The organism is Bacillus sp. ISL-46 (assembly GCF_018613205.1).
The window spans coordinates 20,193-44,662 of record NZ_JAGGQR010000028.1 but is presented as its reverse complement, the minus strand read 5'-3'; the positions used below and the strand labels follow the sequence as shown (position 1 = coordinate 44,662).

The following is a 24,470-nucleotide window of genomic DNA, read 5'->3' as shown; positions in this document are numbered from 1 at the left end:
ACTCTCTACAGGAATGCTAAAGAAGTAGGTTAATGCAAAAGAAACTTGTTGTATTAACTATTTTCGAAATATAAAATTAATTATAAAATGAAGAATTGATTTATTGTGAAAGGGTGTTAGTCGATGATATTAGTTAGTTCCTGTTTAGCAGGGTTAGAGGTAAAGTATAACGGTACAAGTAGTTTAAATAATACAATACGCAAATTAGTAGAAGAAAATAAAGCTATCACCATATGTCCTGAATTACTTGGTGGATTTGTAACTCCCAGAGAACCTGCTGAGATAATAGGTGGAGACGGGGGAGATGTACTCGATGGAAAGGCTAAAGTAATTGAAAAATCAGGAAAAGATGTTACGAAACTTTACATAAAAGGTGCTTATGCTGCTTTGGAACAGGCTAAAGAAATAAATGCAACAATAGTTGTGCTAAAGGAGAATAGCCCATCCTGTGGTAGTTCTATGATTTATAATGGAGAATTCATTGGTAAGAAAATTGTGGGAACTGGAGTTACATCTGCTTTACTAAAAAGAAATGGATTACAAGTAATTTCAGAAGAACAATTTACTAAAAATCTATATTAGTTCTTCAATAAACGAATGCGTATTCAAGATAAGGTAGCAAAATTGTGAAGTATTGCACGACTTGATATTCGTTTTATTATGTACCTCATCTGACCAATACTCATTTTATGCGGGTGCCGTTCAGTTACAAAAATAGCTGGGTCTTTATCCTGACGAAAATCTAAGTATCGTTTCAGCCAAATTTCACAACGTATATTAAAATAGACCTCCCTTTCTTTATCCCCCTTTCCTAGGACAATGGCAGAGCGATTTGACCAATTGATAAAATTCTTTTCGAGAGAAACTATTTCACCAATTCTACAACCTGTGAAAAACATAAATTCAAGTAATGCCTTTTCCATTGGAGTAAAACACGCTTCCCTTAAATGCTCAATTTCCATCTCTGTTAAGAATTTTGGGATTCGTTTCCCTTGTTTAGGTTCTTTAATTTTAGCAGCTGGAATTTTTGTTATATGCCCTTCTTCGTGTGACCAACGAAATATCGATTTAATGAATCGAATTCGATGAGCTAAACTTGATGGCTTTAAATGTTCACTGGATTTTGCTAGGTATCTTCGATACTTGAATAGTGGTATCGCACCTTTTTATTATTTAAATAAAAGTAAAACTGTTGTTTATAATTATTTAAACCAAGCTTTATTCAAAAGAATAATTCCTTCAGTTATTTGATGTTCTGTTAATCCACCAAATCCTAGTTGGATCAGAGGATTATTAATATGCCGTAAATCATTAAAATATTTCGATGTTGGATAAACCTTTACTTTATTTCTTAGTGCAGTTTGTACAAGCTCTTTCTCAGTCATTTTGTTGTTTACTTGTAATAAAATATGCAACCCTGAATGACTGCCAACTATATTAACTTTGTCATCCATTATATCTATAATGCTTGAAATAAGCGTTGAACGTTTTTTTTGATAAATTTTTCTCATTTTCCGTATATGTCTATCCCAATGTCCTTCTTCAAAAAATAACTGCATAGTTATTTGATGAATTTTTGATACAGTTTGCTCATAGGAGGCAAAGTTTCGTTTGAAAACTGACAACAAATATTTTGGTAAAACCATATAACTCATTCGTAAAGCTGGTATTAAAGCTTTAGAAAAAGTACCTAAATAAATAACCCTTCCATTTGGGTCTAATCCTTGTAAAGAAGGAATTGGCTTTCCAATGTATCTAAACTCTCCGTCATAATCATCTTCAATTATGCATCCGTTACGTTGCTCTGCCCACTGTATTAATTCCATTCTTTCGAATAAGGCATTATCATTCCACAAGGAAATTGATGAGAAGGCGTAACGTATACCACATTTGCATCACTACTTTTTAAGTGCTCCATATTAATTCCTGTTTCATCCAACAAGATGGGGCGTAAGTTAAAACCTAAGTTTTTAAAAACCATTCTCACACCATCATATGAAGGCTCTTCAAATGCAATGGATTGATTATTTACACCGATTATTTGGCAAAAAGTTGTTAGCAATTGCTGGATCCCAGATCCAACAAGGATCTGGCTTAGAGAACAATTTACACCTCTTGATTGATAGAGGTATTGTGCTATTTCTCTCCTAAGTGCTAGCTCACCTTGAGGGTCTCCGTACAAAAAATTACTTTTGTTCTCAGGAAATAACACCTGGTTAGAAAGTTTTCTCCAAGTTGTATAAGGAAAATGTTCTAAATCAATTCTTCCCTGTCGGAAATCATATTCAAATGTTTCTTTGTTCTCATTTAAAACTTCATCAAATAATTTTCGCTTTGCTTTTTTGATTGGAATTATGTCCGTGTCATTTTCCACCACATATAAGCCACTTCTTGCTCTACTTTCTACATATCCTTCAGCAATTAATTGTTGATAAGCTAATTCTATCGTGTTTTTACTTACATTTAAATACGATGAAAGTTGACGGATTGATGGTAAACGAGTTCCAGCATCTAGAATCCCTTTTTGAATTTCTTCTTTTATGTATTGGTAAAGTTGCATATACAAGGGCTCATGACTTGGGAAACGGCAAAAGATAATTTTGTAGCCCAATCCCTTTATAATAAAATGGGTGGAGAACTATCTGAATGGTTATTTTATGAAATTAGATAGGTGCCAACATTTATTTTTTATTAAGCTAACGGGGGCGATTGTCCAATAGAGGCAGTCGCTTCTTGTGCTAACGAGCAGGTTAGTTGAACAATGAGTTGCACGTTTGAAACAAATGAGGACAAAAAAACCGTTCAGTTGTCTGAACGGAAAAAGTCGAATTAGGAGTGTTAGTAAATGAATTTAAATTCCTGTTTTAACGCCCAAACTTACTAAAATTAAGCCAGTTGATTTTTGGAATACTTTCTGGAATTTGGAGTTATTCAACCATTTTTTTGCGTAATCAATTACATAAACAAGGGTAAGAAACCACAATACAGCGAGTAAAGAAAGGATTGATGCTAACACAATCAATTGCTGATTTACATTTCCGTTCAAATCGATAAATTGAGGCATGACAGTTATATAAACCAAAACAGTCTTTGGATTAAGAACATTACTAAGTAACGCTTGCATAAAAGACTCTTTATTATGCCGACTTGAAGAATTGGTAGGTGCATTCGCTTGTGCTTGAATTTCCTTTAAAGAAAAAACACTTTTAGCAAAAAAACTTTTTATACCCAAATAAATTAAGTAAGCAGCTCCCAAATATTTGATTGTACTGAAAAGAATTACAGACTTTGCAATGACAACAGATAATCCAAGAATAGCAATAAGCGTCCAAAAAGAAAGTCCCGTTGCCATTCCGAGAACCGTATAACGTCCAGCTTTTGTACCATAGCTGAGTGTGTTTTTCACCAATAGCATAGTATCTGCTCCTGGAATAACAACCATCATTGCAGCAATTGAAATGTATGTTAGTAAGCTATCCATGTTGTTTCTCCCTTCATTTGCTAATAGTGACTACCAAAGTAACTACTTACCACGAGTATATCAGAAGCCTTTGGAAATAATCAACTGATTTTGATAAAATATTAGTTACTAAGGTAGCGACTGATATTATATTGGAGGGTTTATGAAAGAAACCATTTTCGAAACATTAAAGAATCTAAATTTTACCGAATATGAAGCGAAAGCGTATCTTACCTTATTGGAAGAATCGCCATTAACTGGATATGCAGTAGCGAAAAATTCTGGTGTACCACGTTCAAGAATTTATGAAGTTTTAGATAGTCTCGCCATACGAGGAGATATTCTGGTTAGTCCTGGAAACACGCCACAGTATACTCCTGTTCCTGCCAAGGAGCTAATTAAAAACCGCCGAAGGAAAGCAGAAGAGAATTTGGAATTGGCAGAAAAATCACTAGCGGAGTTCGAACGTTCTGCAAATGACCGTGAAAATATCTGGAATATCACGGGACGCAATGAAATACTCGATAAGGTAAAAGCTTGTATATCATCTGCTACAAAAAGAATTCTCTTAGAGGTTTGGAAAGAGGAATTCGAAGAGTTGGATTCTGAACTAAGACAGGCAGCAAAAAGAGGGGTCAACGTAACGATTATTGCTTATGGGGAAATCGTCTCCGATTTTGCTAATGTTTACCTTCATTATATGGGTCATGAAATTACAGAAGAGTATGGTGGACGATGGATTGTTATTAGTGGAGATGATTCAGAAGTAGTAGCAGGTATTGTTTCGCTGGGCGAAGATAGCCGTGCAGCATGGACCATGCATGTAGGTTTAGTCATGCCAATTACAGAAGTCATGATTCATGATTTGTATCTCATGGAAATTATGGAGAAACATAGAGAACTTCTAGAGGAAAGTTTTGGGAAAAACCTCGTGAATTTACGCCATAAATTTTCTATTTACCCAGATTTTAAAAAACATTATGTAAAATAAATTTGTACAATTAACTGTTTTATACAGCATAAGAAGAACAGTATTTCTTCATAGCAAATAAGCTGTTCTTCTTCAACTGATATGAACGAAACTGTCAACCCACCACACATAAATGTTTTTAAATGGTGTTTTATTCAGCAATGAATAGAGTTATTCCTTGTTCAACTTACAAACCAAATATCCTAAGTACAAATTACTGAAAAACTTCAGTTATTTAAATATGAAAAAATATTATAGTTATATTTCAGTTTTTCGCCACTTTAAGAGAATCGCGTTTAGCTTTGTAGTTGCAACTTTGTTGATTTTTCAAAGCAAGATTGTGAAGAATTGTGCTTAAAGTAACGGGTGCAAGAGTTGAACTGTGGAGTTGTTGTGGCAGCTCATTTTCTTATTGAACTAAAGGACAGTTTACTTGAATAAGGATAGTTGTAATTGACTCGGGAAAAATACACCTAGTTATAATTTAGGGTGATGAAAAATGAACAAAAGTTTTTCTTTTTAATACTTATTTTCAGTTTCATAATTTGCGGAACAACTAATCTAACTGTATTTGCCAAAATTCAAAAGGAGGAAAGCCTCCAAAAAGCGTTTGATTAGTAGAAGGGATTATCAGGACCTCACAAGGGAAATAGTGAACCCAATGTTTCTCAGCTATTTGTTAATTTAAAAGTCAATCACATCTATAGGCAGTGAAATTCCTTAGAGTTTTCATTGCCATTTTCTTTGTAATATTTTATTAATAATCGCACTTGTTAAAGAGCCTAATACAGCACTTCCTGCAATATCAGATGGATAATGATGTCCTACCCAAATTCGTGACAATCCTGTTAAAAAAGAAAACCCCAACATAATAGATCCAAGGATGCGTTCATTAAAGAGGACTATTGTTGAAACGGCGAAAGTTAGTAGTGTATGTTTACTTGGAAAGGACGAATCGAATTTTGAAGGGATAAGTATACCTACTCTCCCTTCTATAAATGGACGGGGCTTAAAATAAAATAACTTAATTATAAAATGCATGAATAACGAAATCATGATAGACACTACTGCTTCAATAGTTACATTCTTTTTTTTAAAAAGCAAAATCACTAAAATAATAAAGAAAACAAATTTCATCTTTTTGGAAATAAGTATCATTAATTTATCTATTACTAAATGACGTCCGGAAAGCAAATTTATTAAACGAAATAGTTTAACATCCAAGCTTATTCACCTTTGTTTGATGGAATATTTTGGATAAATCGATAAATAACTTGATTCAATTCACTTGCTGCTTTTGTTGGGACCTGATGTTTAATGCCTTTAACAAAGGTTATTTCATTTTGAGGTAGTTTCGTATGTAGTTGTTGTGCATAACGATAAAATGTTTTATCTTTTCCGCCATAAATGAGGGAAATTGGCATAGTAATGTTTTCTAGTTGATCGGAAATGTTATAGTTCAAACTGTAATCATAGTATTGCAAGATGTTTCTAGCATCACCTTTTTTAGCTTCTAGTAACATCTTGTCGAACAACTCTTTTGTATTTGAATTGCTATGGGATATTGAACGAGCTAAAGCAGGCAATGCCCCAATCTTTGCAAGGTTTTTAGCAATGCGTATTCTGTTTTTTAGACGCCAGTCACTTACCTCAGACATTCCACTAATAATGATTCCACCTAAAGCACGCCCTTTTGAAGTTGATAAAAAAAACTCCAATAGGATAGATGCCCCTGTTGAATATCCGCATAAAAAGGCTTGCTTAATATTCAGATGGTCCATTAGTTTTTTTATATCCTCAACGATTAGTGGATAAGTAACAGGTTTTCTTGAAAAAGGACTCCTTCCATGTCCTCGTATATCAAAGGTGATAACCTGAAAATAACGAGATAGTTCTTCTAACTGGTATATGAAATTTATAGAAGTAAGAACAGGTGGATGAATAAATATGATTGGAATCCCTTTACCTTTAACAGTGTAGTAAAGGGTACTCTCATCAACTTCGAGGATTGGCATTATATCACCTCAAATTAATAATACCTTGATTTGGTTTCATTTATTATTTGGTTCATTTTGTTGAATCATACAAAAAAAGCTAGGTCTTCCCAGCTTTTTTACAACTCAAATTCCTGGCAGCCTTTTCTTATTGAACTAAAGGGAGCAGTATAGTTGAATAAAGGTATAAAAAGAATGCAATAGTTTTCATTTTACTTAAAAACTGTAGTTTTAAAAACTAAGCATTCTTATTATATAAACAATGGCATGAATGTAGCCTTTTTTTCATATTATATTTTGGAGGTGGAAAAATGCCAAGAGTTAGTTACCGAAGTTCAGACGTTGACTTAATGGCAAGGATGATGAGAGCAGAAGCCGAAGGTGAAGGAAAACAGGGAATGTTATATGTTGGAAATGTAATTGTGAATCGTGTTGTAGCAAATTGTACAGACTTTAAAGGTTTAAGAACAATTAACCAAGTTATTTTTCAAGTACAAGGAGGAAATTTTTCCTTTGAAGCAGTTCAAAAAGGGAATGTATTTTATCAAAGATCAAGAACTTCTGAAAGAAGATTAGCAAAACAGAATTTGGATTATTGGAGAGACCACCCAGCGAAATTTGCTCTTTGGTATTTTAATCCACATGCTCCATGCCCTCCAACATGGTACGGTCAACCTCAATCTGGTCAATTTAAAGAACATTGTTTTTATGAACCAAAACCTGGAACATGTGATAGTGTTTATAACGGTTAAGCTTACTCTTTGAGTAAGCTTTTTTACATATTTAGAATATTTACACAGAATAAAATAAAACTTTTAGTAATAGTTTTTATCCAAGAATGCAAGATTGTGAAATATTGTACTTAAAGTAACGGGTGCGTGTGCGGCCGAGCTTAGGTCGTATCATATAGCGGGTGGGATTCCCGTACTAGAAATAGTGTCTCTTACTATACAATAAGTTGCATTTTGTGAAGGATTGTACTTAAAGTAACGGGGGCAGAGTTGAAAAACCAGGCTGCCAGAGTTGGCAGCTTTCTTTTTGAACTAAAGGGAGTTTAGTTTAGTGTAATTATTTAGAATTTCCATTTATATTGTTAGTTAGGCAATTTTCCAGGTTAATGCATCTCCTTAGAAATTTTTCCTTTTCTCCACACTATAGGAACCCCCACCATTAGGCAGGGGATTCATTCGTTTATCGTTTCGTTATAGTTCTCCCTTAGGCGCTTTATATCTTCTTTAGGTGGTAAACCAAACATGCGCGAATATTCTCGGCTGAATTGTGATGGACTATCATAACCAACCCGGAATGCAACATCTGCTGCATCCGCTGATTCGGATAATAACAGGCTCCGGGCTTCTTGAAGTCTGAGTTGTTTTTGGAATTGGATTGGGCTCATCGCTGTTACCTCTTTAAAGTGTCGATGAAGTGAAGAAACACTCATATTTGCTATTTCCGCAAGTTCCTCAATCTTAAAAGACTTTCCATAGTTATTCATGATATATTCGATCACGTCACTGATTTGATTGGCAGAACTTCCTTCTATTGCAATTTGTTTAAGCATCCCCCCATGTTCTCCTTGCAGAACCCTATAGATGATTTCTTTCATAATTAGAGGAGCAAGTACCGGGATATCCTTCGGATTATCTAGGAGTCGAGCTAATCTGGTTACCGCGTCAAGCAGAAATGGCTCTATTTTGCTGACATACATACCTCGCTTAGCATTCTCCTTCTTATCAACACCCATTTCAGATTCACGTAACACCTCTAAAATTTGACTCGCTGTAAATTCAATTTTTAGAGCCAAGTACGGAACCTGGAAAGAGGCTTCTGTCACTTGTCCGGTTATTGGTAACTTTACGGATGCAACAAGGTAATCGGCAGGACCGTACTGAAAACGCTCTTGTGACAGTAATACCTCCTTCATCCCTTGAACCACAATGCATAAGGAAGGCTTGTAAACTCCGTAATTTGGTCCAGTTTCATTAGAGTATCGAGAGAAAAATAAAGACGGAATAGCAGTCATGTGAGAACCGTCCTGTCCTATGTGACCTTCTATGATTTTGGTGAGCTCAACTCTTTGTCTATATAATTGTTCAAACATAAAATCCTCCTTTGTCTTCATCCGTGATGGTCCCATTATAATGCTAATTCACCTTTTAGGTAATGGATTTGAGAGGATTATGCAATCATTTGGTACGATTGTGATACCAGTCGCGATTTCATTTGTTGCATAATGAGGATGCAAGTTATTTCACATCTTTATTTTTAACCTAGATAGAAACCATGATTAACACATAGAAAATATACATGCTAACACTCATCAGCTTCTTGGTTGGCACCTCACAATTCGTTATTTCTGCATTCTTGATAAAGTGGCTGCTTTCGTCGGCGTTTCCATATGAAATATATGGGATTAAAAACTAATTCTAGCGAAGCAACCAAATTTCATCAATTAATTGCTGATAAAAAGGAGGAAGATAAATAATGAAAAAGCGTCAATTAGGAAAAAGCGGTTTAGAAGTTTCTGCAATTGGGTTAGGTTGCATGGGAATGAGTCAAAGTTTTGGTCCAATTCCAGAAAAGAAAGAGGCAATATCTTTAATCCATGCGGCGGTTGAACGTGGTGTTAATTTCTTCGACACTGCAGAAGTATATGGGAAAGATCATCACAATGAGGAGTTGGTAGGTGAAGCACTTGCTCCATTTAAGGGAAAGGTGGTCATCGCAACTAAATTTGGCATTAAAATGGAAGACGGCAAGCAGGTGCTTGACAGCAAACTTGAGACTATTAGGAAATCAGTCGAAGGCTCGCTCAAACGACTTAAAATCGAAACGATTGACCTATATTATCAGCATCGTGTTGACCCAACTGTGCCAGTAGAAGAAGTGGCTGGAGTAATACAAGACCTAATCATGGAAGGCAAGATCAGACATTGGGGACTTTCTGAAGCAGGGGTGGAAACAATTCGTCGTGCGCATGCTGTTCAGCCTCTCACGGCAGTTGAAAGTGAATACTCAATGATGTGGAGAAGTCCTGAAAATGAATTGTTACCTACCCTTGAAGATTTAGGGATTGGCTTTGTACCATTTGCCCCGCTGGGCAAGGGATTCCTTACTGGAACTATTGATAAGAATACAACATTCGGGAGCGACGACTTCCGCAGCAAGCAGCCTCGCTTCCAATCAGAGAATCTTGAAGCAAATCAGGTTTTAGTGGAATTAATAAAGAAGGTGGCTGCAGAAAAGAACTCAACGACGGCTCAAATTGCACTAGCATGGGTACTTGCTCAGAAGCAGTGGATTGTTCCGATTCCTGGTACTCGTAAATTTGAGCGACTGGTAGAAAATATTGGTGCAGTGGATGTGGAGCTTTCAACTGAGGAACTAAAAGATTTGAATAACGCACTCTCTAAAATAGAGATTGTGGGAGATCGTTATCCTGTAGGTTCTGATTACGCAAAAAGAGTGAGCAAATAACTTAAAAGAAGGGATTAATTCAGTATGTCTAATATTCAAGATAAAGTTGTTATTATTACGGGTGCTTCTAGTGGGATTGGGGAGGCTACTGCAAAGGAGCTTGCATCTAAAGGTGCCAAGCTGGTCTTAGCAGCTCGCCGGGAAGATCGTTTAAAGAAATTACAAGAAGAAATTAAAAGTTACGGTGGTCAGGTTGTTTATAAAGTAACGGATGTCACTTCGCATGAACAAATGGAAGAGTTAGCTGAAGATGCGCTTCAAACGTTTGGAAAAATAGATGTACTAGTCAATAATGCAGGCGTTATGCCGCATTCATTTCTTTACAAGAAAAAAGTTGATGATTGGAACAAGATGATTGATGTAAACATTAAAGGAGTTCTTTTTGGAATTGCGGCTGTGCTTCCATCAATGAGAGAACAAAAATCAGGTCATATTATCAATCTTTCTTCTGTAGCCGGACACTTTGTTGGTCCTGGGAGCACCGTTTATGCTGGAACGAAGTTCGCCGTGCGTGCTATTTCTGAAGGTCTACGTAAGGAAGAGGCTGGAAACAATATTCGTTCCACGATTATTTCACCAGGGGCTGTTAAGAGTGAATTAACAGAATCGATCACAGATATGGATTTGAAACCTGGAATCGATAAAATTTATGAAGGTGCGATTGAAGCTGAAGCAATAGCTCGTGCCATTGCCTTTGCGATTGAACAACCAGCTGATGTTGCTATTAATGAGATGATTATTCGACCAACAAATCAAGAACGGTAAAAACTCTGGGGGCAGTTTTAATATCGGGTTATTATCGTTCCTTATTGTAGTGAATCTACCCACTTAATTGATATGAATGAACGACGGCGATGCTCTAAATAGGCATCGCCTTTTCCTTAATAAAAGGTAAGTTTGTGAAGATTTACACTTAAAGTAAAGGGTGCTTGAGTTTAAGATTAAGGCTGCCATAATTGGTCGCTTTTTCGGCGAAACTACTTGGAGCTTAGAAAATTACTATGTACAGTTGAAGAATACGAAGAATCATCGTTTAATGAATTAATAGAGGATTTAAAAATGTATAAATGTTTATAATCTGTTCTAGTTGTTGTTTGAACACAGCCTATTTCTTTTTTTAAATAAAGGGAGGGCTGAGGATTCCTCACGCCCCTTAGATTTACTACTCGTTCATAGAACCGCTATTATTACTCGCATTACGGTTGTTAGCAGCAGCATTGTTATCTCCGCCAGCACCCTCGCCAACTTGGTTACCAAGCGCACCGACCGCAAGACCGCCAGCAACAGTACCAAGTGGTCCAAACATAGCGCCCGCAGCACCGCCGCCAACAGTCAATAATTAAAACAAGCTGTAAATAAAAAATGGGTTTTATCCTTTTCTGCTTTTTTTCGAAGAATTTATCTAAAAGTCCCATTGTCAATCAACCCTAACCTGACTAAAATTCCTCAGGTACGTTTAGTACCTTTATCGTCTTAAATGCTGGAATCACTTTAAACCGCAAATTGTAGTTAGAATGAATTATTTCCAACTCTTGTTCTGTAGCTGTAAACTGCATAGCAACATCATTATCCTGATCTATAAGTGCATAGGAATTTTCGTTTGAAAACAGCTTGTAAGATTTATGTGCTATCAGCGTCCAGCCATATAGTAGTTCATGACTTTTATTCACTATTACTACACCTCCGTAATTACGATTATAATTTAAAAAGGTCAAATAGAACACTTATTTTAAGTTCACAAACCTAAGGATAGGTGAGGATCCAACTGCAATTTGTTGCCATGTTCATCTTTCACTAAAGGGGCAGGTTACTTCAATAGGAGTGTTAAGCAGGGAATAAATAAGATGAGGTGGAATATTAATTAATGTGACAATTTATGGGGGTGTGGAATTGAAGATTGGTTTTTTTCGAAATCTCAATAAATTAGAGAAACAGCAGTTTTAGGTGTTGAGCAATGTATAATTGAATGGAATGGAAAAACTCACTTATTCCATCATCTCAAATTCCTATAAAATTGTTTTCCTTATGGTGCTTACGGGTGCAGGAGTTTAAGATAGGGATAGCTGCGGCGATCCCTTTTCTTATTCGACTTAACGGGCAGTTTAGTGTAATAAGGCAGACGGAATATCAGGCGTTGAGATATAATTGTGATATTGCGTATTTGCAATTTTTATTTATAAATTTGAAATGGAGAATAAATAATGTTTTGGAAAAAAAGAAGAAACTGCAAACATACTTCATATAAATTCGAAGCTGATTTTGTGGCGGATCCGATTTGGTGTAACGATTGTGGTGAAAATCTTGATATAGAGGAATTTCCTTTGACAGATGAATTGAGGGAACAGTTAATGGATTGGGTATCGGAGTATGGAAAATGGATTGATTTAGAAACCGATTTATTAGAAGAAAATGGATTACAACTAGTGGAAAATCACAATGAAAAAGGGTTGCAACTACTCCAAGAGATGAAGAAACAGTTAGGAGAACAATATCCAATCGTATTTGTTCCATCCGAATTTTGAAAATAATTGAATAGTTTCTTATTCAGCTAACGGGTGCGATTGTTTAATAATTAAAGAAAAAGTTTTAGAAGGCTTTAAGCGATATTTCGGAGAAAATTCGGATTTTCATATTATGTTTAGAAATGCCTATTTAAAGGGATTGGAATAGGAAGTCTTATGAGGGAATCAAAGAGATTGACGGAACTGTCCAAATTACCAGATTCAAAAACAGAAAAATTTTATGAGTGTTTCACTCTTATTTCCTCACAAATCTAATAACACGATTTATTATTTTCCAATAAAAAGCACCTGACAAATGTAACCGCTTCCATTAATATAGATAGTAAGAAATAGGAGAGGGGATACAAACAATGGAACTTTTATTAGAACAATGTGAACATAACCAGTCGGAAGAACCTTGTGAAGAGTGTACCCCAAAAAAAGAAAGAGAAGAGAATTACGATATCTCTGAATATGATTATCATAAAAGATTGTGGTTTTAATATAAAGAGAGCTTCCTTTAGAAGTTGTTTTAGAAAGGGTAGTTGTTGACGGAAAAAATGACATAGATATAAGAGATGTGTTGATTTTCTTCTTCAGCTAACGGGTGCTTTACTTCAATAGGAGTAGAGCCCTTTTTTCTGTTGTTAAGTAACGGGTAGCTTTAACATAATAAGGAACAAGATTAAAAAGCCTAAAATATACAAGTTATCATGCACAACTTGTATATTTTTGCTTTTTTTAATTAATGGTTTAATTCTACCTAGACTGATGAAACGGAAAAGAACAAGCAAGTTAAATGAAAATACTTTGTCAAAAATTCTTACATAAATAGGTAAAGTTTCCCGAAATAAAAATATAATTAAATACTACGAGATACTTGAATCAAAATTAATCATAAAATATCAATCTCATTTATAAAAATGTAGGAAGAGGTTTCTATTTATCATATGTCCCCCTTGAAAAAAATGAGTCGAAGGGTGTTGTTCCAATGAGTCTCAAAGACATAAGTACCTCAGTGCCCAAAAAGGATCATACAGGAAAAGTATCGGGCCAGCTGCCCTATATTAGCGACGTGAAAGTGGAAAATATGGTTTATGGTGTTTTGGTTAGGTCTCAGGTTGCATATGGAAAAATCATCTCCATCCAATTACCAAACCTTCCGGAAGGATATGAAGCGGTTGGAGCAGAGGATATCCCTGGTCCGAATTATGTCAAAATTATCAAAGAAGATCAGCCCATTTTTGCCAATGAGTGGGTCAATTATATTGGTGAGCCAATTCTGATGCTCGTAGGAGAAGACCTGAATATCTTGTACCGTTTGTTAAATGAAGTAGAGATTGAATTTGAAGAACATCCACCTATCTATACATTGGACGAAGCGATCAAGCAAAAATCTGTAGCCGGGGTCAATATGGCAAGCTATGAATTCGGGGAAAGCTTAGAGACCATTTCAGCGATCGAGCAGGGAGCTCACAAAATAATTGAAGAAGAATATGATACGGGTTATCAGGAGCATGTCTACCTTGAGCCACAAGGTATGCTCGCCATATATAAGGAGGATGAAATTGAAGTCCAGGGATCGATGCAATGTCTGTATTATATAAAAAATGCCTTGCTAAGCGCGTTAGCCTGTGGTGACGATGAAGTCAGAGTGGTTCAAAGCCCTACTGGCGGAGGTTTTGGCGGAAAAGAAGATTTTCCTTCGATGATGGCTTGTCACGTAGCCGTTGCAGCAAAGGCAGTCAAAAAATCGGTGATGCTCGTCTTCGACCGTTCGGAGGATATGGTAGTTACGACGAAAAGGCATCCGGCCAAACTCAATTATCGAACTGCCCTTGATAAGGAAGGAAATATTTTGAGCCTGTGTATTGACATCTATCTCGATGGCGGAGCGAATGTCGGTTTGAGTTCTGTCGTACTGCAGCGTGCATTAATAAACAGTGCCGGTGTTTATAAAATTCCGCATTTTCATGCAAAAGGCTATGTCTTAAAAACCAATACCGTTCCGAATGGCGCCTTCAGAGGCTTTGGTGCTCCACAAAGCTTCGCCGGAATCGAAAGTCATATCGGACATCTTAGTAAACTGGCAAAAATCGAACCACTTGAATATAAACGAAAATACCTCGTTAAACAAGGAGACCCCACCATCACCAAAGGTATATTCCGCGATCCAATATTAGTAGAAGAAATGATTGAGGACCTGCTCAATTCGTCAGCATACAAAAAGAAAAAACAGGAGTTTCAGCGTTTCAATCAACAAAGTCAGCGCTATAAAAAAGGCATTGGAACCTCGCTGTTCCTCCACGGCTGTGGATTTACAGGCAGTGGCGAACGAGACCATATTAAAGCAACGGTGAAGCTGGTTAAATCAAAGGACGGCAAAGTTATGCTAAAAATCTCCAATTCCGATATGGGACAAGGCATTTTGACGACGCTGTGTAAAATTGTCGCCAAAGAACTAAACCTCCCGTATGAAGATGTTTTGTACCCTTATCCCGATACAAAAGAGGTACCCGACTCCGGTCCGACCGTCGCCTCCAGGACGACGATGATTGTCGGAAAATTGCTTGAACGGGCCGCAAAAAAACTGAAGGTTCAGTGGCAAACAGGGGTGGAACAGGAAGTAGTAGAGCATTATGTTCACCGTGAAATGATCCCTTGGGACGAGAAAACCTTCACTGGAGATGCTTACCCAGCTTATTCATGGGGTGTGAATATCGTTGAATTGGAAGTCGATACGTTAACAGGAAACGTAAAGTTAGAAAAAGTATACGGCAATTATGAAGTGGGGAAGGTCATCGATGAACGGATTATGAAAGGCCAAATTGACGGTGGTTTGGCTCAAGGGTTAGCATACGGTTATTTAGAAAAGATGACGTCAAAGCAAGGTAAGATCCAACAAAAAAGCATATCGGATTATGGACCGCCGACTTCATTGGACGTTGTTACAATTGAAAGCAAGGTCTTTGATAACCCCTATGCTGATGGTCCATACGGGGCGAAGGGCGCAGGTGAATTGACGTTAATCGGCGGCGCTCCAGCCGTCCAAGCGGCGATCGAGGATGCACTGCAAACTTCTTTTCAGCAAATTCCAATAACACCAGAAGTCATTATTGAAAGTCTTTCGATGAAAGAAGGTGAAGAGGGTTGATGAAATTTACCCTAAATGGAAGAACCGTAGAAACGGACGCCCCTGCTACAGCAAGATTACTAGATTTATTAAGAGATGACTTTGAATTAATCGGTACAAAGGAAGGCTGTGGAGAAGGGGAATGCGGCGCCTGCAGTGTTTTTGTGAATAACCTCCTACAAAACAGCTGCCTTATTCCCATTGGCTCAATTGATGGTGCCGATATTCAAACGATAGAAGGGATACTTGAAACGGAACAATTTAAGATTTTAGATGAGAGCTATAGCTTAGCAGGGGGAGTGCAATGCGGCTATTGCATTCCGGGGATGATTATGGCAAGTGCAGCTTTGCTATCTAAAAATCCTCAGCCTTCAGAGGCTGAAATACGTGAAGGTATATCTGGAAATCTGTGCCGATGTACGGGCTACAATATGATTGTTGATGCGATCAATCAGGCAGCTAAAAAAGGTGACGGCTTATGGTAGAGAAAATAACCGCGTATCGCTTCGATCGTTTAGACCAAACGTTGAGTCAATTGAATAGAGAAGACTGTTTAATCATGGCCGGCGGCACTGATGTCATGGTTCTTCACAAAAGTGGTAGGGGAGTACCTCTGAAACTCCCAAAACCCCTTGTTTTTATTGATCATCTTTCTGAACTAAAGCGAGTGTATCAAAATCAGAAGGATCTTCACATCGGTGCTTGCTGTACCTATAGTGAATTACTTGAACATCCGTTCATTCCCATGCCATTAAAAAATGCCATTAAAACCATTGCGGCCCCGGCAATAAGAAACAGAGGGACATTAGGTGGGAATATTTGCAACGCCTCTCCAGCTGGTGACACACTTCCTTTATTATATGTATACAATGCAAAGCTTCTGTTGCGCTCCGTAAATGGTGATCGAATCGTTGAGATTAGCGATTTTATTCAAGGTCCACGACGGGTACAGCGTTATCAAAATGAGATTTTAGTAGAAGTTATATTGCCGTCCGTATTAGCAGAAGGTGCACATGTCGTTTTTGAGAAAGTCGGCAACCGCAACGCAGATGCCATTGCCAAAGTAGGGTTTGCAGGATATATCCGGATCAATGATGCTCGAATCGATGATGTACGGTTTGCCTTCGGGGCGGTCGGACCAACGATGGTTCGTTCCATTGATATTGAGAAGACGCTGCTTGGAAAGACAATACCATTAGCCAAAGCAGACATCGCTGGAATTGTGGCAGCTTTCGATAAGATCATTAGACCAATCGACGATCAGCGCTCCACTGCGACTTACCGAAAAACCGTCGCCTTAAATCTTTTACGTTATTTTCTTAGCATGAAGCAATATCAAACGAATTAATGTTTAAAAAAAGGGGGGAGCTATTCATGCTACTGATGGAAAAAGTAGCCATACTGAACCGTCAAAACGAAACCTTTGCACTAGCCATGATCATTGAATCAAAGGGCTCGACTCCCAGGCATGTTGGAAAAATGATTGTATACCGTGATGGTACGATTGAAGGCACTGTCGGAGGGGGATTGGCTGAACACTATATCATCGAAGAGAGTGTTAAAGCAATCAAAATGGGTAAATCAAAAATCGTTGAATACAAATTGAATAGACATGCAAAAGATGGAATTCAAATGAGTTGTGGCGGAACGTTGCGGGTGTTTATTGAGGTCTATACAAGCAGGCCTGAACTCGTTCTGGCTGGAGCCGGTCATTTAGGCTATGCGTTGGCGAAGCTCGCTGATTCCCTTGAATATCCTTATTGCATTGTCGATGATCGCGTTGGTTATTGTACGAAGGAACGCTTTCCGAACGCGACGAACCTTTTTGTGAACGAAGATATTGGAGAGGCCATACTCGCAGCCAACCTAAATGAAAAGTCATATGTGGTGATAGTTACAAAAGATCGTGATGATATGGTCTTAAAAACAGCACTGCAATTTCCGATTGCCTATGTTGGGATGGTTGCCAGCAAACGCAAGGTCATAACCATTTTTGAAAAATTAAAAAGTGAAGGAGTCACACAAGAGCAGTTGGATCAGGTCCATTCCCCAATCGGATTGGAAATGGGCTCGGAAACAACAGAAGAAATTGCCATCAGTATTATCGGAGAAATCATCAAAGTAAGTAAGGAACACAAGCCATTAAAAGTGAAACAATTAAAGAGATAAAGAAAAAGAAGTAACAGCGGAACGGATTTAATACATCTTTTTTAAAATAAAAAGCCTTAGGTCAATGCTTTATGTAATTCAAAGCGTTGGCCTTATTTGTTATTTTTATCCTTTTGGTATATGGTAGGTTTCTACTTTTTCTTAAGATATTAAACAAAATGGATTGATTTGTTCAATAATCAACAAATTGCATGAATTTATGATTGCAAGCATTCTGTTGCTATTTATATTATAAACAGATGTTGATCAATCAATTAATGTTATCAAGTTTAAGAAACTGAATAAAGTAAATCGATTCAAGTCCATTCGAATATTCAGTGCTAACAAAAAAGGATTGTGTTGTTTCATGCTTTTTCTTCTTCTTGTATTTTTATTTCCTTTAGATATAAATTTTGCGTTAGTTCTAAGTTACGTGTGAAAGAAGGGACTTTAGGCAAAGGCCCTTCTAAATAAGATATAAGTTAAAGTTAAGTTCAAGTCAAACGAAAGACTCAAATTTAAAAGTTCTCCATTCTTTAATTAAATCATGGCATCATAAATTTTTCTATTTATGCTCTCGAGATATCTAAATGTCTGTGCCAAATCCTTTTCCTAGTTGGTAGTAAATTATATAAATAGAGTCCCCTGTATTTCATATCCACATTTATGATATACAGGGGACTTTCTGTTAATTAGAAATGGAGATTCCTAACTTAGTATTTTTATGAATATCTTCCGGTCCGGCATCTAATGCAGTCTTGTAATATAAGCATTTATGCTCGATGACTTCCATTGTTTTTTTTAGTTCTTCCATCTGTGCTTCAACATGAGCTTTTCGGTCTAAAAACATGTCATATCTTTGTTTCAACGTGGAATCCCCATCAGAACACCAATGAATGAAAGTTTTAATTTCCTTAATAGGCATCCCGGTTGCTTTCAGACATTCAATTACTTTTAAAGCGTCGATATCGGATTCTTTAAACACTCGTGTTCCGCTTGGTGTCCGTTCTACAAAAGGAATTAGACCCTCCTTGTCGTAGTAACGCAAGGTATAAACTGTTAGATTTAATTCTTTTGCAACTTCGCTTATTGAATATGTCTTCATCATTTTTCTCCATTTCTTAATGATATAGACTTCGAGTTAACTCTATGAATGAGAAGATTTTATCATGGTATTTTCATAATGTCAAAGTCACCTTACAGGGAAAGAATAACTTGGCTCTGTTTTACGGAGAAATACTTAGTAATAAAAGAATATAGGTAGTTATAGGCCTATTGACAGATGGTTTGAAACCATTGTGGTCGGGGATCTTCAAAAATAATCTAAACTAATCTCTTGACCTAGAGTTAACTATAAGGATTAATATTGTTTTGCAGGAGAGAAAAGTAGGGATAGAAGGGAATGAAGGGGAATTTTAACCTGAGTTCTTCATTTATATCCGGTACAAGCCATTCTCTTGAAAAATATAAATTATTGGAGGTTTTTTTATGATAACTGCTAAAGCGCGAGCTGTAGACGGTCCAGACAAACCGTTTCGAGCTGCTGAAATTAAAAGACGAGACCTTGATTTGCATGATGTTCTGATTGAAATTAAATATGCAGGCATATGCCATTCTGACATCCATACTGCTCATGGCGAATGGGGTCCCGTGGACTATCCACTCGTGCCTGGACATGAAATTGCGGGAATTGTCACTGATATAGGAGCAGAGGTCACAAAGTACAAGGTCGGTGACCGGGTAGGGGTCGGATGTATGGTTGATTCCTGTGGAGAATGTGCGAACTGCCGTAAAGGAGAAGAACAATACTGTCTCAATGGAATGGTTCCCACGTACGCTGGTGTTGACAAATACGGCGAGCCTACTCAAGGCGGATATTCTACCCACATTGTCGTAACTGAGGACTTTGTAGTGAGAATTCCTGATAGCATTGAGCTTGATGCTGCAGCACCATTACTTTGCGCAGGTATTACAACATATTCGCCACTAAATCATTGGGGAATTGGTCCAGGTAAGAAAGTAGCGGTTGTTGGTATGGGCGGTCTTGGTCATATGGCTGTTAAAATTGCACATGCCATGGGTGCCGAGGTTACCGTTCTGTCACAATCATTGAAGAAAAAGGATGATGGCTTGGAATTCGGCGCTGACAACTACTATGCCACGAGCGATCCAGAGACGTTTAAGAAACTGGCCGGTTCGTTCGACCTAATTGTAAATACAGTTAGCGCTAAGATCGATATTAGTGCCTACCTTTCGTTGCTGGCGCTGGATGGTACACTGGTCAACGTCGGTGCACCAGCGGAGCCGTTGTCAGTTAACGTATTCTCACTTATCGGTCATCGTCGTTCATTTGCAGGTTCAATGATTGGAGGCATCCGTGAGACTCAGGAGATGTTAAATTTCTGTGCAGAACATAACATTGTTCCTAAAATTGAAGTCATTTCAGCCGACCAAATTGACGAAGCCTACAAACGCGTATTAGCTTCAGATGTGAAGTATCGATTCGTGATTGACATCAGCACAATGTGAGTTGTGTAAATGATAAATTCTAATGTTAATATCGAGGGATGTCCAAAAAGCCTAGCTTTTTGGACATCCTTTTATATAGTGGCTTCTAAGTGGTAAGTTCCAGGTGATATCAGCACAAAAGCTATTCAGCCAATTCCACAGTAATTATGCTTATCTATTATTTTTGAAAATCGATATTACTAACCCAACAGAAGCCGAGTATTTCGTCAATTTAAAGAATTTGAAAAATTCCCCTGAATTTTTTTTTTGAACATCTCTGCAGCAGCGGAAAAAACCTGATGCTTTTTCCAAACAATATTTAAGCCAGATTCAAGTCTTGGCTCTAGCGGTCTAAAACAAAGGTTACTATCACTAGACGTATTCACTATTTTATCAAGAGTTATTGCATAACCAATGCCCTCATCAACCATAATGGCTGCATTATAGGCAAGATTGTAGGTAGTCACGACGTTTAATTTATCAAAATCTTCACCAAACCAATCTGCAAATTCATTTTTGGAAAATGTCTGTTTCATAGCCTGTCGAGAACAGATCAGCGGAACATTTAATAAATCCAATGCTAGAATGGAATCTTTGAAAGCAAGAGGACTGTCTTTCCTCATAACAACGCCCCAAACATCTTTACCAGGGATATTGAGATAATTGTATTTTGATAAATCAGCTGGTTGAATTAAAATGCCAAAGTCAAGCAATCCCTTGTCAAGCCTTTCGGTCACATCGTCTTCGTTTCCGCTGTAGAGGTGATAGCGGATATTGGGATAACTTAACTGTAAATCTTTTACTACCCGTGCAATCTGTCGCATAGCATCTGTTTCCCCACCACCTATGAAGACATCACCACTTATTGTTTCTTCCATGGAACTAAACTCTGCCTCTAATTTATCGACCATATCAAGGATTTCTTCTGCTCTTTTTCGCAGAAGCATTCCTTCATCTGTAAGAATGATACTGTGACTACTCCGAATAAATAATTTTTTTCCTAACTCTTGTTCAAGGTCTTTCAATTGTCTTGACAAGGTTGGCTGTGTAACATGCAAAAATTCAGCAGCACCTGTCATGCTTCCTTCTCTTGCAACAGTAAGAAAATAGCGCAAAACTCTTAGTTCCAAAAAACACCCTCCTTTATGAAGTTTTAGTATATATGTTTTTGAAATGCTCATCAAGCATATCATGATATGAGATATAAGCATTGGCTATATCAAAGGGCCGTAGCTAGAATAAATAGTAATAACAACAGTAGAAAGGATGGTGTTTAGTATTTCTACTATTAAAAATAAAGTTATTGTAATTATGGGTGCATCAAGTGGAATTTGAGTTCCGTCGGTCGCGGTAAGTGAAATCATCATCCGTCCGACACAACAAGTGGAAAAATAAAATCAAGAGCAATCTAGGAGGAAATAAATATGACTAACAATAAGAAAGTTTGGTTTATCACAGGTGCTGGACGTGGAATGGGTGTTGAGTTTGTAAAAGCAGCTCTTACAGCAGGTTATCAGGTCGTCGCGACTGGTCGTAATACTGATAAGGTAGCTAAAGTTCTCGGCGATGATGAAAATCTGTTAATTGTGAAGTTGGATGTTACGGACCCAACAGATGCTGAGGCTGCAGTCAAATCGGCTTTAGACCGATTTGGACGTATTGATGTGTTGGTCAACAACGCAGGCAACTTCTATGGCGGATTCTTCGAGGAGCTGACCCCACAGCAGATTGAACGACAAATTAATACCAATCTCTATGGTCCAATGAACGTCACCCGCGCCGTGTTGCCTTTGATGCGAAAGAATCGTTCCGGACACATTATTTCAATCTCTTCTCTTGCGGGATTAGCTGGATTTGAATACAATGCCGCTTACTGTGCTTCGAAATTCGGTCTTGAAGGTTTTATGGAGTCGTTACATCAGGATGTAGCTCCATACGGAATAAAAACCACCATTGTAGAACCAGGCTTTTTCCGTACCGAACTTTTAGAGCCAGAATCAACATTCCTTGCTGAGCCATCAATCGATGACTACGCCGAGCGTAATGCACAATACCAGGCTTTCTGGAAAGAAAAAAATGGAAATCAGGAAGGCGATCCAGTCAAGCTTGCAAAGGCTTTAATCACCATCGTAAATCAGGAGAAACCACCATTACGCTGGATCGCTGGTGCAGATGCTATCGCTGGTGCAGAGCAGAAAGTTGCAGAGCTTCGTAGTCAGATCAATGCCTATCGGGACCTTTCTATATCCCTTTCTTACGAGGATGCATAAGCTTTCAGACGAAAGTCAACCGGGTTCGTTGGGAAGTATCTTTAAGAATCAAAAATATAGTGCAAGCTTACATTGCGGTAAGTGAAATCATTATTCGTCTAACGAAACAAGTTAACTAATGGATGAGCTATTAATGAATGATTAAAAATTGCCTCATAGCTTGTTTGAGGCAATTTTCTTTTCTTATGGCAGTTTCGTGATAATCCCCAATCATTGAAATTCTTCTTCCAGGAATTATCTGTTTAAATCAGGAGGTAATCTCGCTCGATGTAAAGATCATTTGAAGGATGATGTCATTCATTACCGTATGGTGAAATTATTTATGCTTGCGAATGTAACGAGGTTGAAAGTAATTTCCTACCATCTTAAGACAACGATGTTCAACTTGAATTAGTAGTCAGATAGAGTCCCAGTCACAATGAATTTACGAAACAATAAAACGAAACTTGGAGGAAGTAAACGGTATGAAAAAACGATTAAGTCAATCATTTGCATTGCTTCTAACCCTCATCCTTACTGCTTGCAACGAAAATGATACTGAAATAAAGGTCATTTCTCAAGAAGAAGAAAATTCCTCTGTGGCTAAGTCTGGGGAATACGCAGAGATTGGCTCTGGGGCTAATCTTGTTAAATTCCCTAAAGACCTTGAAAAGGGGATAGTGTTTGCCACTTACGATCGAGGAGATATTCATGAAGATATCTACGTAAATAGTAAGGAAGCGATTGAAGCAGTGCAGAACGGAAAGGAGCTTCCCCGCGGCACCGTTATTACTCTTGTAGGATATAAGGATGGAGAGATTGAACACTATTTAGTGATGGAAAAGCGTACCGGCTGGGGTTCCCAATATTCGCCAGAAGAACGAAATGGGGAATGGGAATACCAGCATTTTACCCCAGACAGAGAAGTGGCTGAAGATAATATTGGACGTTGCTTTTCCTGCCACGCAAATCAGGAAAGGGATCAATATATAAATTCGTTAGATCAAATGAAAGAGTTTGATTTAGGAAAAGTTACAAGTTCGAAGAACAGCAGCTCAGAATCCCTAATCGCAGAAATCCCTACAGATCACTGGAAGGTAACTGCTCATATGAAGAATTCTAAGGATGTAAATAAAGAAGAAAGTAAATTAATAGATGATGAGGAAAAAGCGAAAAAAATTCAGGATGTTCTATTGAAGATGTATTTAAAGCAATATGAAAGCTAATGGTTGTGTTGCCATTAAGAGGTATTTGCATGCCTGCAATGAAAACACAATTTAGTGATGAATAGGCAATAGAAAGAGGTGAATTCTTTGAATCGCAAGATGTTATTCAAGCTAGTAAATGACGTTGTTATGACAGTTCTCATGTTGATAGCAATGGCTTACTATATTACTGGAAATACAATTCATGAATTCGTTGGTGTTGTGGTACTTATATTATTTATCGTCCATAATTTTTTTAATGGACGTTGGTATAAGCTGATTTTAAAGGGAACGCATAATTTAAGGCGCATTTTACAAATAGCAATCAATCTACTTTTTCTTGTAACTATGGCGATGATGATGATTAGTGCTGTGCTAATTTCAAGTGATTTATTTCCCTATATTCCTATAAAAAACGACATGACTCTACGGCAATTACATGTTCAGACTGCCTATTGGGGATTTATCATGATGGCAGTTCATGTAGGATTTTCTTGGTTTATGATTATCAATTCAGTGCGGAGGATGACGGGAATTACCGGCACTAGCCGTATTCGCACCATTGGGTTGCGTATTTTGGCGGTGTTAATTGTTGCCTATGGGGTGCATGCTTCCTTCGAGAGAGAAATGGGTTCTAAGCTAATGATTTATAATCCATTTGGTAGTTGGTCGAATGATAATTCTATTATCAATTTTTTAATTGACTACTTATCTATTATGGGAATCTATGTTTGTGGGACACATTATGCTTTGAAATTTATTCAAAAGCAGGAAACACAGAACAGACAATCTAAAATAGCCTTAAAGTGAAGGATATCAAATGAA

At 37.5% G+C, this 24,470-nt stretch carries 26 protein-coding genes and 1 pseudogene; 16 read left to right on the top strand and 11 right to left on the bottom strand.

Going from position 1 to position 24,470, the window contains the following annotated elements; genetic code table 11:
* The first annotated feature begins 123 nt into the window (after positions 1-123).
* Complete coding sequence (locus J7E67_RS16465; RefSeq protein ID WP_214732387.1) at positions 124-582, top strand: 2-thiouracil desulfurase family protein; 459 nt, start codon at positions 124-126, stop codon at positions 580-582.
* A 23-nt stretch (positions 583-605) separates the two neighbouring features.
* On the opposite strand, the gene J7E67_RS16460 is transcribed toward J7E67_RS16465, so the two are convergent.
* From J7E67_RS16460 to J7E67_RS32110, 3 genes are read right to left on the bottom strand one after another with little or no spacing between them, the layout of a single operon-like run.
* Positions 606-1,157, bottom strand: coding sequence for a tyrosine-type recombinase/integrase (locus tag J7E67_RS16460; protein ID WP_308161427.1), 552 nt, complete (start codon positions 1,155-1,157; stop codon positions 606-608).
* 45 nt (positions 1,158-1,202) lie between these two features.
* On the bottom strand, positions 1,203-1,826 hold the full coding sequence (locus J7E67_RS32115) for an aminotransferase-like domain-containing protein (RefSeq protein WP_308161426.1): 624 nt from the start codon (positions 1,824-1,826) through the stop codon (positions 1,203-1,205).
* Complete coding sequence (locus J7E67_RS32110) at positions 1,817-2,560, bottom strand: aminotransferase-like domain-containing protein (RefSeq protein ID WP_308161425.1); 744 nt, start codon at positions 2,558-2,560, stop codon at positions 1,817-1,819. The genes J7E67_RS32115 and J7E67_RS32110 overlap by 10 nt, the downstream gene beginning before the upstream one ends.
* 12 nt (positions 2,561-2,572) lie before the next feature.
* On the opposite strand from J7E67_RS32110, the pseudogene J7E67_RS31335 reads away from it, so the two are divergent.
* Positions 2,573-2,671, top strand: a pseudogene (locus J7E67_RS31335) (GNAT family N-acetyltransferase); the annotation flags it as partial.
* Positions 2,672-2,851: 180 nt separating this feature from the next.
* On the opposite strand, the gene J7E67_RS16450 reads toward J7E67_RS31335, so the two are convergent.
* The gene (locus J7E67_RS16450) at positions 2,852-3,481 is read right to left on the bottom strand and encodes a homoserine/threonine efflux transporter (protein ID WP_214718456.1); all 630 of its coding nucleotides are present in this window, start codon (positions 3,479-3,481) and stop codon (positions 2,852-2,854) included.
* A gap of 142 nt (positions 3,482-3,623) precedes the next feature.
* On the opposite strand from J7E67_RS16450, the gene J7E67_RS16445 reads away from it, so the two are divergent.
* Positions 3,624-4,451, top strand: a complete 828-nt coding sequence (locus J7E67_RS16445; protein ID WP_214718458.1) for a TrmB family transcriptional regulator — start codon at positions 3,624-3,626, stop codon at positions 4,449-4,451.
* A gap of 708 nt (positions 4,452-5,159) precedes the next feature.
* Here J7E67_RS16445 and J7E67_RS16440 read toward each other — a convergent pair.
* Positions 5,160-5,654 carry an undecaprenyl-diphosphatase gene (locus tag J7E67_RS16440; protein ID WP_214718467.1) on the bottom strand — a complete coding sequence of 165 codons (495 nt, stop codon included), beginning with the start codon at positions 5,652-5,654 and terminating at the stop codon, positions 5,160-5,162.
* Positions 5,655-5,656: 2 nt separating this feature from the next.
* Positions 5,657-6,445, bottom strand: coding sequence for an alpha/beta fold hydrolase (locus J7E67_RS16435; protein WP_214732386.1), 789 nt, complete (start codon positions 6,443-6,445; stop codon positions 5,657-5,659).
* Positions 6,446-6,735: 290 nt separating this feature from the next.
* Here J7E67_RS16435 and J7E67_RS16430 point away from each other — a divergent pair, with 290 nt between their 5' ends.
* Positions 6,736-7,176, top strand: a complete 441-nt coding sequence (locus tag J7E67_RS16430) for a cell wall hydrolase (protein ID WP_214732385.1) — start codon at positions 6,736-6,738, stop codon at positions 7,174-7,176.
* Between the two features lie 431 nt (positions 7,177-7,607).
* Here J7E67_RS16430 and J7E67_RS16425 read toward each other — a convergent pair whose 3' ends face one another.
* Complete coding sequence (locus J7E67_RS16425) at positions 7,608-8,525, bottom strand: AraC family transcriptional regulator (protein ID WP_214732384.1); 918 nt, start codon at positions 8,523-8,525, stop codon at positions 7,608-7,610.
* A 383-nt stretch (positions 8,526-8,908) separates the two neighbouring features.
* On the opposite strand from J7E67_RS16425, the gene J7E67_RS16420 reads away from it, so the two are divergent.
* A complete protein-coding gene (locus J7E67_RS16420) occupies positions 8,909-9,901 on the top strand; it encodes an aldo/keto reductase (protein WP_214732383.1) in 993 nt (330 codons plus the stop codon).
* 24 nt (positions 9,902-9,925) lie between these two features.
* Positions 9,926-10,666, top strand: a complete 741-nt coding sequence (locus J7E67_RS16415) for an SDR family oxidoreductase (RefSeq protein ID WP_214732382.1) — start codon at positions 9,926-9,928, stop codon at positions 10,664-10,666.
* Between the two features lie 397 nt (positions 10,667-11,063).
* Here the strand turns inward: J7E67_RS16415 and J7E67_RS16410 are convergent, their stop codons facing one another.
* The gene (locus J7E67_RS16410) at positions 11,064-11,237 is read right to left on the bottom strand and encodes a hypothetical protein (RefSeq protein WP_214732381.1); all 174 of its coding nucleotides are present in this window, start codon (positions 11,235-11,237) and stop codon (positions 11,064-11,066) included.
* Positions 11,238-11,337: 100 nt separating this feature from the next.
* A complete protein-coding gene (locus tag J7E67_RS16405; RefSeq protein WP_214718061.1) occupies positions 11,338-11,571 on the bottom strand; it encodes a hypothetical protein in 234 nt (77 codons plus the stop codon).
* Between the two features lie 531 nt (positions 11,572-12,102).
* Here J7E67_RS16405 and J7E67_RS16400 point away from each other — a divergent pair.
* From J7E67_RS16400 to J7E67_RS16380, 6 genes are all read left to right on the top strand, one after another.
* Positions 12,103-12,423, top strand: a complete 321-nt coding sequence (locus J7E67_RS16400) for a hypothetical protein (protein WP_214732380.1) — start codon at positions 12,103-12,105, stop codon at positions 12,421-12,423.
* Positions 12,424-12,773: 350 nt separating this feature from the next.
* On the top strand, positions 12,774-12,905 hold the full coding sequence (locus J7E67_RS31855) for a hypothetical protein (protein ID WP_256942356.1): 132 nt from the start codon (positions 12,774-12,776) through the stop codon (positions 12,903-12,905).
* A gap of 488 nt (positions 12,906-13,393) precedes the next feature.
* Entirely contained in the window at positions 13,394-15,556 is a 2,163-nt protein-coding gene (locus J7E67_RS16395; RefSeq protein WP_214732379.1) for a xanthine dehydrogenase family protein molybdopterin-binding subunit, read from the top strand.
* Entirely contained in the window at positions 15,556-16,020 is a 465-nt protein-coding gene (locus J7E67_RS16390; RefSeq protein WP_251026818.1) for a (2Fe-2S)-binding protein, read from the top strand. The genes J7E67_RS16395 and J7E67_RS16390 overlap by 1 nt, the downstream gene beginning before the upstream one ends.
* Positions 16,014-16,883, top strand: a complete 870-nt coding sequence (locus J7E67_RS16385) for an FAD binding domain-containing protein (RefSeq protein WP_214732378.1) — start codon at positions 16,014-16,016, stop codon at positions 16,881-16,883. The genes J7E67_RS16390 and J7E67_RS16385 overlap by 7 nt, the downstream gene beginning before the upstream one ends.
* A 26-nt stretch (positions 16,884-16,909) precedes the next feature.
* Positions 16,910-17,704: an XdhC family protein gene (locus J7E67_RS16380; RefSeq protein ID WP_214732377.1), complete on the top strand. Its 795-nt coding sequence runs from the start codon at positions 16,910-16,912 to the stop codon at positions 17,702-17,704.
* 667 nt (positions 17,705-18,371) lie between these two features.
* On the opposite strand, the gene J7E67_RS16375 is transcribed toward J7E67_RS16380, so the two are convergent.
* Positions 18,372-18,788 (bottom strand): MerR family transcriptional regulator, encoded by a 417-nt coding sequence (locus tag J7E67_RS16375; RefSeq protein ID WP_214732389.1) that lies wholly within the window; start codon positions 18,786-18,788, stop codon positions 18,372-18,374.
* 383 nt (positions 18,789-19,171) lie between these two features.
* Here J7E67_RS16375 and J7E67_RS16370 point away from each other — a divergent pair, with 383 nt between their 5' ends.
* Positions 19,172-20,212: an NAD(P)-dependent alcohol dehydrogenase gene (locus tag J7E67_RS16370; RefSeq protein ID WP_214732376.1), complete on the top strand. Its 1,041-nt coding sequence runs from the start codon at positions 19,172-19,174 to the stop codon at positions 20,210-20,212.
* 206 nt (positions 20,213-20,418) lie between these two features.
* Here the strand turns inward: J7E67_RS16370 and J7E67_RS16365 are convergent, their stop codons facing one another.
* Positions 20,419-21,321 (bottom strand): LysR family transcriptional regulator, encoded by a 903-nt coding sequence (locus J7E67_RS16365; RefSeq protein WP_214732375.1) that lies wholly within the window; start codon positions 21,319-21,321, stop codon positions 20,419-20,421.
* Positions 21,322-21,615: 294 nt separating this feature from the next.
* Here J7E67_RS16365 and J7E67_RS16360 point away from each other — a divergent pair, with 294 nt between their 5' ends.
* From J7E67_RS16360 to J7E67_RS16350, 3 genes are all read left to right on the top strand, one after another.
* Entirely contained in the window at positions 21,616-22,461 is an 846-nt protein-coding gene (locus J7E67_RS16360) for an SDR family NAD(P)-dependent oxidoreductase (RefSeq protein WP_214732374.1), read from the top strand.
* Between the two features lie 464 nt (positions 22,462-22,925).
* Positions 22,926-23,666, top strand: a complete 741-nt coding sequence (locus J7E67_RS16355) for a cytochrome P460 family protein (protein ID WP_214732373.1) — start codon at positions 22,926-22,928, stop codon at positions 23,664-23,666.
* A gap of 87 nt (positions 23,667-23,753) precedes the next feature.
* Positions 23,754-24,455: a DUF4405 domain-containing protein gene (locus J7E67_RS16350; RefSeq protein ID WP_214732372.1), complete on the top strand. Its 702-nt coding sequence runs from the start codon at positions 23,754-23,756 to the stop codon at positions 24,453-24,455.
* Positions 24,456-24,470: the final 15 nt, after the last annotated feature.